Source organism: Aeromonas sp. QDB56, assembly GCF_027705505.1.
In the GTDB taxonomy this organism is placed as follows: domain Bacteria; phylum Pseudomonadota; class Gammaproteobacteria; order Enterobacterales; family Aeromonadaceae; genus Aeromonas; species Aeromonas caviae.
Window position 1 is genome coordinate 1 of the sequence record NZ_JAPDBZ010000153.1, and the last position, 9,352, is coordinate 9,352.

Below are 9,352 nucleotides of genomic sequence, written 5' to 3' on the forward strand. Positions count from 1 at the left end.
CTGTGCTCGGTGATTGATCCGGGAGATCAGATCACCACTTGGCTAGATAGTTCCCCGATTTGTGCAACAAGGCCCCGGAGAGGCTGAGCCCTCTTCTTCGAACTTTGGTATCGTTGAGATCAGTAATGATTCGATCGCTCATTTCTTGGGTAAAGAGATGACCAGAGTCCAACCGCCACGTTGATTGGTTGTAACAACCTTTACACTGATGCTCGCAACCGGAAACAAACAGCGAACAACGAGTCCCAAGTCCATTCACCACATCAATGGGGTAGTACTGGTGGTAGTGCATAAATCTCCTCAAACTTCATTATGATAGGTCTGATGCTATCGCCGCATCATGACTACCTTTCGACGAAAAAAATAACATCATGAAATTTATAGATATTTTTCATCACATGGATTGACGTAACCGTTCGTGTGACAGGTTAGGCAGATTTAAACCTTTTCGCAATCAAATATTGCATATGCCATATTCAAGGCGTATATATAGCATATGCCAACAAGGAGCCCCCATGGCTAGACCCAAGATCCCACGTAACATCTGTGGCCGCCCAGCGGATAGTTGTTTCAAGCCGAATGCTCGGCCCATGAGTCAATTGGAGCAGGTGCGCTTGAAAGATGACGAATTTGAAGCCTTGCGACTGGTCGATTTACTCGGCATGCAGCAGCAAGAGGCGGCAATAGAGATGGGGGTTTCACGGCAGACACTGGCCAATGTCCTGAAAGCAGCTCGATTCAAGGTTGTGGACTGTCTAACACAGGGCAAGGCGCTGATGATGCACCTTGAGGACGAAGGAGATTCAAAAAATGATCACTGCCATTCCAATGAATGATGATCGGGTCGCCAACCATTTTACCAAGGCAAATTGCCTGGTGTTCCTGGATGAGCGAGGCATTGAAATTAACCGGGTTGATAATCCGGCCTTAGCAGAAGGTTGTGCAGGGAAGCAGAAAATGGTCGATCTGTTGGCCGAGCAGCAGGTCGATCGGATTGTAGTTCGCAATATCGGCGAGCAGATGTTAGGTAAATTGTTGGCGCGGCAGTTTGCCGTGTATCAGACAAACTGTGGTCGTCGTTCAGCCCATGAGCTGGTTGATCCGATTGCCAGCGGTTTACTGCAATTGCATCAGGCTAGCCAAGGCCGTCAATCGCTGAATCATGAAGCGAAGGCAAAATCTGGTGGTTGTGGTTGCCACCATCCAGAGGGAGAGCATTCAGACGCTTGCTGTCACACTGCTAATTCCCCTCGCCAAGAAATGGCTCCTAGCCAACGGAATCAGATGCGTAGACAAGATTGTGGTCGCCACGGCCAGGGTCGTGGCCGATGCTGCCAATCCTGAGTCAATGGGCGCTGCCGATATTGTTCACTTGGCTGAGCTTTATGGGCGTCTCGTCGCTGTTCTGGCTCCGACAAGTTCGCAAGCGGAAACAGGAATTGTCCACCGAAGCTGACGAAGAGCGGCTTTGCGGTTGTCATACGCGATGTGACGAACATTTGTACCAGATAGCCGAGCCAGTTAAACAGCAACGCTAAATTTTTAGCGACGCCATAGTCGATAAAACGTAGGCAATGGTTCTGGCTGGAAATTAGTTTAATCTCCAGCCAGATACTCATTGTAACTCTATCATTATCGGGGTGGTGAAGCAGAGGTGTAATACACTGCATTAGATGATGCTAATGCAATGAATTGAATAAAATCATTCCAAATGGTGGATTTCAACATGACCTTAAATATAGACAGCCCTGAATCCGCACCGGCTTTGCCCCGGATTGCTTATTTCCCTGTGTCATTTTTTTCAATGATTATGGGACTATCTGGTTTTACTCTGGCTTGGAAAGCTGCCGCTGGGATTTTTTCATCTGGTACAGATATCTGGATCGTATTCGCTTACGCAACATCCATAGCAATGATCTTTGTGTCAATTTTTTATGCTATAAAAATATGGCATTACCCACATGCAGTACTAGAAGAAATCCACCACCCAGTGCGGATAAACTTCTTCCCATCTTTTTCTATAAGCCTATTGCTACTCTCTGTTGTTTGGCAGCAAGAAACCATAGTATCCACTTATTTATGGATGGTAGGGACAGCCTTGCAAATTGCTTTCACCTTATATGTGATGAGCAGCTGGATCCACCACACTCACTACACACTATCACATGCGAATCCAAGCTGGTTTATCCCAGTGGTGGGTAACATTATTGTTCCTATTACTGGTAGCCAATTAGGCTATATCGAGTTGAGCTGGTTTTGTTTTAGCATCGGAATCGTTTTTTGGCTCGTGTTGTTGACGATCATCATGTATCGGCTGTTCTTTCATGAACCATTACCTGCTCGCATGACACCCATGTTGTTTATTCTTCTTGCACCGCCATCTGTAGGATTTATTTCCTATACCAGTATGGTCGGGGAACTAGATGCTTTTGCTCGGATCATTTATTACATTGCACTGTTTCTGAGTTTGTTGCTTGCAATGAATATATTTAGATTCATCAAAGTTCCATTTTTTATTTCTTCTTGGGCTTATTCATTCCCTGTAGCCGCTTTAACTGTTGCCACTATAAAGATGGCACATTTAACTTCATCCCTATTCTTTCAAACCATATCAGTCGTACTGTTATGCATGCTGACTGGCTTATTACTCTGGCTGGTAACTCGAACCGTTAAAGCGATATTCGCTGCTGAATTTTGCCGACCGGAATGACACATTGTGAATTGATAGCACAGTAAGGAATTAATATGACGAAGATTGTAATTATTGGTGGTGTAGCCGGAGGGGCTTCAGCTGCTGCTCGGGCTCGACGAGTTTCTGAAGATGCAGAAATTATCATTCTGGAGCGAGGTGAGTTTGTCTCTTTTGCCAACTGTGGTTTGCCGTATCATATCAGTGGTGAAATAGATAGCCGTGAAGCATTACTACTTCAGACTCCAGAAAGTTTCAAAAAAAGATTTAACGTTGACGTGCGCGTTCTCAATGAAGTTACGCATATTGACCCAATCAAAAAAATAGTCACCGTCAAGCGTATCCAAACAGGAGAGATATATCAGGAGTCTTATGACAAGTTGTTATTGAGTCCTGGCGCGTCTCCCGTGAAGCCTGCGATACCAGGGATCGCGAATAGTCACGTTTATAGTCTGCGTAATATCCCCGACATGGACAAGATCTTGGTGATGTTGGCCGCCGAGAAGCCAAAACATGCCACGGTCGTTGGTGGCGGATTCATCGGGTTGGAGATGGTGGAGGCCCTGCATCGACGCGGTGTTGCCGTCACGTTATTAGAGCTTTCTGACCAAGTTATGGCTCCAGTTGATCGAGAGATGGCAGCCATGCTGCATCAGCACATGCGGGATAAGGGGATCGATCTTCGCCTCAAAACAGGCTTGGCGGCTATTTCTGTTGCTGATTTTTGTCCGGCTGAGCCTGAGTCAACCGGGGTTTATGATCAACCAGCTACACATACGCACAACCTTAATCTGATGCTCAGCTCAGGCGATATGTTGCCAACAGGCATGGTCATTTTGGCGATCGGCGTGAAACCAGAAACAACACTGGCCTCGACAGCAGGTCTGGCGTTGGGGGATTTGGGTGGCATCAAGGTCAATAGTGCCATGCAGACATCAGATCCGGATATCTACGCGGTTGGCGATGTTATCGAGACGGAGAACTTTATTACCGGCGAAGCGGCGTTGGTTCCCTTAGCTGGTCCTGCGAATCGGCAGGGGCGTATTGCAGCTGACAATATGCTTGGTCGCCACGAGCATTATCGCCGGACACAAGGCACCGCGATCTGCAAAGTGTTTGATATGGCCATTGGCAGTACAGGCTTGAACGAAAAAACGCTCAAGCGGCTGAATATGACCTATGAAAAGATTTACGTGCATACCGCTAGCCACGCCAGTTACTACCCCGGTGCTCACCCGGTAACCTTGAAATTACTGTTTGATCCTACGGATGGTCAGATCCTGGGAGCTCAGGCCGCTGGTTTGGATGGTATCGACAAACGAATTGATGTTTTAGCCGTTGCGCAACGAGCCCGTATGACCGTTCAGCAGTTGGCTGATCTGGAATTGACGTATGCGCCACCGTTTGGTTCGGCGCGCGATGTGGTGAACCAAGCCGGTATGGTTGCCAGTAATGTGATGAATGGTGATGAGGCGATATGTCACACCGAAGAGCTATTACTGGGAGCCTCCGATCAAGTGGTTCTGGATGTTCGAAATCCGCCAGAGTTAGAAGCGTCAGGCTCCTTTCCGAATGCGTTGAACATTCCACTCGATGAGTTGCGGGATCGCTTATATACGCTGCCTGTCGATAAAGAAATTCTGGTGGCTTGTCAGGTGGGGCTGCGGGGACATGTAGCCTATCGCATGTTGGTACAAAATGGTTTTCAGGCTCGCAATCTGACCGGAGGTTATAAGACCTACCAGATGGTTACCGATACGCTTTGAGTAGTAACAACATAAAGTTGGGGTGTTTTATGGCAAAAAATTACACAGAAATTAATCAGGAACAGCGCCAGTTCGGCTCGGCTTATCGCAAGGCGAGCCCGGATACCATGAATGCATTTCTGGCTCTGCACAAGGCCGCAATGCGTGAGGGTGAACTGAGCGTCAAACACAAGGAGCTGATTGCAACTGCAATCTCAATAGCGGCCCGCTGTGATGGATGTATCGGGGCCCATGTTGCGGCGGCACTGAAAGCTGGGGCCAGCAAGCAAGAGCTGGTCGAAACCATCGATGTGGCTGTATTGATGGGAGGTGGCCCTGCGGTGATCTATGGCACTCAGGCACTGGCGGCGGTGGAAGAGTTGGCCAATTAATTGGTGGCAGGAAGCGGCAGACACTTTGTCTGCCGCTAAGTAGGAACGGATGAACAGTTATCAACATGCTCAACGGAGTCACGCTCACTGCATGGTCTGTGGTTTGCGTGAGCATAATTCAGACTCTTTGGGATTAGTTTTCTCCCCGCAATTTGACGGCACTGTGAGTGCTCCCTTTGTGGTCAGTCCCAAACACCAAGGGTATACAGGCTTGTTGCATGGGGGTATGACATCAACGTTGCTGGATGCGGCCATGACTCATTGTCTCTTTTCGCAAGGAATTCAGGCACTGACTGCCGAGTTGACGGTACGGTTCATGGAACCGATTCGCTTGGGGCAGACGCTGATGGTCTGCGCAAAAATGCTTGGCCAGCGCCGCGGCATTTATCAGCTCGAGGCTTGGTTGATGGCCGGGCAGCAAAAGGTGGCACGGGCTTCTGCCAAGTTTATTGCCCCATCACCAGGGAGCCTGGCTCATGGCAATTAACGTAGAACTCACCGTCCTTTGTGACAATCATGCTCAGGGCGAGTTGCAGGCCGAGCACGGTCTGGCTTTCTGGATGGATGCTCCTGAGTTGCAACTCCTGTTCGACACAGGATCCGGGCAAACGCTGGCGCAAAACGCTGCGCAACTGCAGATCCCGCTAGACGAGTGCCAGATGGTGGTCCTCAGCCATGGTCACTATGACCACACGGGTGGGTTGAGAGAGCTCTGGCAACAAGGAGTGACCTGTCCTGTGATGGCGCATCCCAGCGTCATCTTGCCGCGTTACAGCCGCCACCCGGGCAAGCCGGTGCGACGCATCGGTATGCCGACGGACGTTGTCCGCCAGATATGGCAACTGCCGACAACTATGCGGCTTTGGAATCTAGATCCACAACTGCTGACGCCCTATTGGGGCACCAGTGGCGAAATTCCGCGCCTAGATCCCCTGGAAGATGTGGGTGGCCCATTTTTTCTCGATGCCGAGGGTTTTGAGTCCGATGAACTGCCTGATGATCAGGCGCTGTGGTTCAACACCCCAAAAGGGCTGGTGATCGTATTGGGGTGTTGTCATTCCGGACTCATCAATACCATCACCCACCTGCGTCAGGTAACGGGAATACTCAAGGTGGCGGGTCTTATCGGCGGTTTGCACCTGTTGCATGCCGATGAGTCTCGTCTGGCCCATACGATGAGTTTTCTCAAACGATGCCAGCTGGATTTTCTGCGTCTTGGTCACTGCACCGGTGATAGTGTCATCGAGCGCATTCAACGTGAATTGCCAGAGGTTGATGTTCAATCACTGCAGGTTGGAGCCCGATATGTCATCGAGGCGCAGCGAATTGTCACTTAAGGAAGAGGTGTCATCATGATTGCTTATTTGCAAGGGATCACGCAGCAACGATGGTCCTGGGTGTTACTGTTGGTTTCAGCGTTATTTTTGGAACTCTGCGCCATGTTGTTCCAACACGGATTGGGATTGTTTCCCTGTGTCATGTGTGTGTATGAGCGCATCGCCACCATGGGTCTGATGGCGGCGGCGCTGGTCGCGCTGATCGATCCGAAACGGGCGCTGTTTCGTTGGTTGGGGATCCTGATCTGGGGCTACAGTGCCATTCGTGGGTTACAGCTAGCTCTAAAGCACGTGGATTACCTGCTGAACCCGTCCCCCTTCAACACCTGCAGCGTGTTGCCGGATTTCCCCAGTTGGTTACCACTGGACACTTGGGCACCGTGGTTTTTTGCCGCCTATGCCGATTGTGCAGAACGGCAGTGGTCATTGTTGGGGTGGGAGTTGCCCCAGTGGTTGGTGCCGATTTTTGCCCTCTATCTGGTGATCTGGCTGGTGATCTTTATTGCCAACCTGGCGCAGAAAGGGCGTTTTGGTACCTGTGGTGAATAAAGCTGTACGAATCTACCGATGAATAAGGAGCAACGAATGTTGATGCGAACCCTGTTACTAGGTGCTGCCTTGCTGGCGAGCCTGAGCGTGCAGGCCAAGGAGTGGTTAATTGATGTGCGAACGGCCGAGGAATTTTCAGCAGATCATGTTGCTGGTGCAACAAATATCGAGTTCCAGCAGATAGTGCCGCAAGTATCCAAACTGGGCATCGCCAAGCAAGAGCCGATCCGCCTGTATTGCCGCTCCGGACGTCGGGCTGAGTCTGCGCGACAGGCTCTAATCCATAATGGGTATGAGAATGTTATAAACCTAGGCTCAATATCTGATGCAAAAATTAAATGGAAGTCGAAAAAGTCATAACCGACATATCGACAGACATTTTTATCAGCGGAAACTAATTACTTGAATTTGCTTTTTTCGTATAAGTATCAAGCGTGACACATGTTGTACCTAACGTGTGTGAATTTTAATAGAAGGAGAGTCATGATGAGCAAGCAAATAATTGACATTGGCATTTCTGAGTCTGCCAGATTGGAGATTGCCGAAGGATTGTCTCGGCTATTGGCAGACAGTTATACCTTGTATATTAAGACACACTACTACCATTGGAATGTAACAGGACCAATGTTTAATAGTTTGCACCTAATGTTTGAAAATCAATACAACGAGCTAGCGTTGGCGGTAGATCTCATTGCTGAGCGTATTCGTTCATTGGGTTGTTTTGCTCCTGGAACCTATCATGAATTTTCTCGCATGACAGTAATCAAAGAAGATCATGATGTTCCTGCTGCCATGGTGATGATTGCCAACCTTGTTATGGGCCAGGAGGCCGTTGTTAAAACAGCTCGGTCCTTATTTCCTCTGGTTGAGGCCGCAAATGATGAAGCGACCGCTGACTTGTTGACACAACGTATCCAATTACACGAGAAGACGGCTTGGATGCTACGTAGCCTACTTGAGTAATTGCTTAGTGATGTCAGATATGATTAGACCACTACATTCCATACGCAAGATAAACTAATGAGTAACCACGAACGGAACCCCCTAGCCCCATCAAGGCTAGGGGGTTAACATCATCTAAACAGTGCCGTGTAGTTAGGGAAGGTGCGAATAAGCGGGGAAATTCTTCTCGGCTGACTCAGTCATTTCATTTCTTCATGTTTGAGCCGATTTTTTCTCCCGTAAATGCCTTGAATCAGCCTATTTAGACCGTTTCTTCGCCATTTAAGGCGCTATTTGTTGATCAGCCCCCTCATCCCCGTCAATCAAGGGTCTCATTAAAATCTTTGATTGACAATCATGAAGTAAAGTTGCCCGCTATACAATCAACAGGGTCAAAACTTAAGACACCTCATGCTCACTCACCAGGCCGTCAATACTGCGGCTTAGGTCAATATCGTCGTGAGGGATAAGCACGTAGCGCCACGGTTTACCTGAATGCTCGATAGCGTGTTCGTTGGCGTATTTACACCAACGTACAGCGGCTCTTGCCTTGGCTTGCACTTCAACTGAAGCGACGTCCATTGCTTTTTTGGGCTCGATCAGCAGGAAGGCGTCTTGGGTCTCCACCACGAAGTCCGGTTCATAGTTCTGGCCATTGGCATACTCGATCCGGAACTGACCAGGTGCAGGCTTCATCCACTTGAGCACGCTGGCATCCCCTTCGAGGATCTGCGCCAAGCGCCACTCACCATCCACTGAATCGAACTTCTGGTACGGATAGCAGCATTTACGAAAACCAGTGAACAGCATCTGCCGCACCCGGCTCTTCTCTCCCGCCGGAACAGGCGCCCGGAAATCTCGTGGTTGTTCATCGTGGGCGTAGTTGAAGGTGGCCGGACGCAAGACATCAAAGCCTTTGGTGACACTGCCGACATAATCGGTTGGTGTCGTCCACATATGCTGTTTCATCTGCGCCCAGATGAAATCAGCCAGCTGGCGGCCTTGGGTTTTGAGCAAAACTTCGGCTTCTTCATCTGTTAGATAGGTTTTCAGATGAGCAACCATCTGCCCAGCAAGACGGTATAGGGTTGCAGCATGCTCGTCATAATCAATTTCGTCATGATCGAAGAGATGATGAACCAGGTAGTCCTCCAACCGCGCCTCGGTCATGCCACCACGCGCCCAACTGATGGTGCTGGTGCTGTTGTCTTTCAAGTTGCGCAGCAACATTTCCTGGCTACCCGGTCGCATGGCAATACTGCTCAGTCCACCGAGGTCAAACTCGCTAAATCCGTAGTTCACCTCGCGCGTCGGCAGAATCACAATCTGCGGAATATCGATGGTGTATTCCGCCAGTTTTTCCGTGATCTGTCCGACCAGCACACCGATACTCTTTTCGTCTATCTCAACCGGAGCAACCGGCTCAGGCAAGTTCATACCAGTAAGCTCAGGCTGTACCTCAGAGGTGGAGACGGGGGGGAATATCTCCTTCATCACCTGCTGCACCTTGCGCGTGACGCTTTGCAGCACTTCGGGCGTGTTCAGCTGTTTGCTGCTCCCCAGTCGCTTAGCCTCTTCACTAACAATCTTGACGGTGATCTCCGCCACGCGCCGTTGGGCTTCGCGAATTCAACTTCGAAGTGCAATTCCCGATTAAAAATCAGGCTGCTTTCAGAAGTTCGTCAAAAACCACCTGTG

At 49.4% G+C, this 9,352-nt stretch carries 11 protein-coding genes and 1 pseudogene; 10 read left to right on the top strand and 2 right to left on the bottom strand.

Features of this window, described 5'->3' with window-relative positions; all coding sequences use genetic code 11:
* Positions 1 to 73: 73 nt before the first annotated feature.
* Positions 74 to 292: pseudogene (locus OKB81_RS17605) on the bottom strand (4Fe-4S cluster-binding domain-containing protein); the annotation flags it as partial.
* A gap of 223 nt (positions 293 to 515) precedes the next feature.
* Here OKB81_RS17605 and OKB81_RS17610 point away from each other — a divergent pair.
* The 10 genes from OKB81_RS17610 to OKB81_RS17655 all read left to right on the top strand — a co-directional run bounded on the left by OKB81_RS17610 (position 516) and on the right by OKB81_RS17655 (position 7,675).
* On the top strand, positions 516 to 836 hold the full coding sequence (locus tag OKB81_RS17610) for a DUF134 domain-containing protein (RefSeq protein WP_161507955.1): 321 nt from the start codon (positions 516 to 518) through the stop codon (positions 834 to 836).
* The gene (locus OKB81_RS17615; RefSeq protein WP_161507954.1) at positions 811 to 1,344 is read left to right on the top strand and encodes a NifB/NifX family molybdenum-iron cluster-binding protein; all 534 of its coding nucleotides are present in this window, start codon (positions 811 to 813) and stop codon (positions 1,342 to 1,344) included. Before OKB81_RS17610 ends, OKB81_RS17615 begins: the two co-directional genes overlap by 26 nt.
* A 382-nt stretch (positions 1,345 to 1,726) precedes the next feature.
* Positions 1,727 to 2,710, top strand: a complete 984-nt coding sequence (locus OKB81_RS17620; RefSeq protein WP_161507953.1) for an SLAC1 anion channel family protein — start codon at positions 1,727 to 1,729, stop codon at positions 2,708 to 2,710.
* Between the two features lie 35 nt (positions 2,711 to 2,745).
* Positions 2,746 to 4,455 (top strand): FAD-dependent oxidoreductase, encoded by a 1,710-nt coding sequence (locus tag OKB81_RS17625; RefSeq protein WP_161507952.1) that lies wholly within the window; start codon positions 2,746 to 2,748, stop codon positions 4,453 to 4,455.
* 29 nt (positions 4,456 to 4,484) lie between these two features.
* Positions 4,485 to 4,826 (top strand): carboxymuconolactone decarboxylase family protein, encoded by a 342-nt coding sequence (locus OKB81_RS17630; protein WP_161507951.1) that lies wholly within the window; start codon positions 4,485 to 4,487, stop codon positions 4,824 to 4,826.
* A 49-nt stretch (positions 4,827 to 4,875) separates the two neighbouring features.
* Positions 4,876 to 5,313 (top strand): PaaI family thioesterase, encoded by a 438-nt coding sequence (locus OKB81_RS17635; RefSeq protein ID WP_161507950.1) that lies wholly within the window; start codon positions 4,876 to 4,878, stop codon positions 5,311 to 5,313.
* Complete coding sequence (locus OKB81_RS17640) at positions 5,303 to 6,163, top strand: MBL fold metallo-hydrolase (protein WP_161507949.1); 861 nt, start codon at positions 5,303 to 5,305, stop codon at positions 6,161 to 6,163. Before OKB81_RS17635 ends, OKB81_RS17640 begins: the two co-directional genes overlap by 11 nt.
* Positions 6,164 to 6,178: 15 nt before the next feature.
* Positions 6,179 to 6,712 (top strand): disulfide bond formation protein DsbB, encoded by a 534-nt coding sequence (gene dsbB, locus OKB81_RS17645; protein ID WP_161507948.1) that lies wholly within the window; start codon positions 6,179 to 6,181, stop codon positions 6,710 to 6,712.
* 36 nt (positions 6,713 to 6,748) lie between these two features.
* Complete coding sequence (locus OKB81_RS17650; protein WP_161507947.1) at positions 6,749 to 7,072, top strand: rhodanese-like domain-containing protein; 324 nt, start codon at positions 6,749 to 6,751, stop codon at positions 7,070 to 7,072.
* 126 nt (positions 7,073 to 7,198) lie between these two features.
* Positions 7,199 to 7,675 carry a Dps family protein gene (locus tag OKB81_RS17655; RefSeq protein ID WP_161507946.1) on the top strand — a complete coding sequence of 159 codons (477 nt, stop codon included), beginning with the start codon at positions 7,199 to 7,201 and terminating at the stop codon, positions 7,673 to 7,675.
* A gap of 378 nt (positions 7,676 to 8,053) precedes the next feature.
* Here OKB81_RS17655 and OKB81_RS17660 read toward each other — a convergent pair whose 3' ends face one another.
* A complete protein-coding gene (locus OKB81_RS17660) occupies positions 8,054 to 9,262 on the bottom strand; it encodes a hypothetical protein (RefSeq protein WP_270805348.1) in 1,209 nt (402 codons plus the stop codon).
* Between the last annotated feature and the right edge of the window lie 90 nt (positions 9,263 to 9,352).

Bases quoted from the DNA above. Each gene is read 5' to 3' on its own strand.
- OKB81_RS17610 (WP_161507955.1), top strand. From the start codon at position 516: ATGGCTAGACCCAAGATCCCACGTAACATCTGTGGCCGCCCAGCGGAT.
- OKB81_RS17615 (WP_161507954.1), top strand. From the start codon at position 811: ATGATCACTGCCATTCCAATGAATGATGATCGGGTCGCCAACCATTTT.
- OKB81_RS17620 (WP_161507953.1), top strand. From the start codon at position 1,727: ATGACCTTAAATATAGACAGCCCTGAATCCGCACCGGCTTTGCCCCGG.
- OKB81_RS17625 (WP_161507952.1), top strand. From the start codon at position 2,746: ATGACGAAGATTGTAATTATTGGTGGTGTAGCCGGAGGGGCTTCAGCT.
- OKB81_RS17630 (WP_161507951.1), top strand. From the start codon at position 4,485: ATGGCAAAAAATTACACAGAAATTAATCAGGAACAGCGCCAGTTCGGC.
- OKB81_RS17635 (WP_161507950.1), top strand. From the start codon at position 4,876: ATGAACAGTTATCAACATGCTCAACGGAGTCACGCTCACTGCATGGTC.
- OKB81_RS17640 (WP_161507949.1), top strand. From the start codon at position 5,303: ATGGCAATTAACGTAGAACTCACCGTCCTTTGTGACAATCATGCTCAG.
- dsbB (WP_161507948.1), top strand. From the start codon at position 6,179: ATGATTGCTTATTTGCAAGGGATCACGCAGCAACGATGGTCCTGGGTG.
- OKB81_RS17650 (WP_161507947.1), top strand. From the start codon at position 6,749: ATGTTGATGCGAACCCTGTTACTAGGTGCTGCCTTGCTGGCGAGCCTG.
- OKB81_RS17655 (WP_161507946.1), top strand. From the start codon at position 7,199: ATGAGCAAGCAAATAATTGACATTGGCATTTCTGAGTCTGCCAGATTG.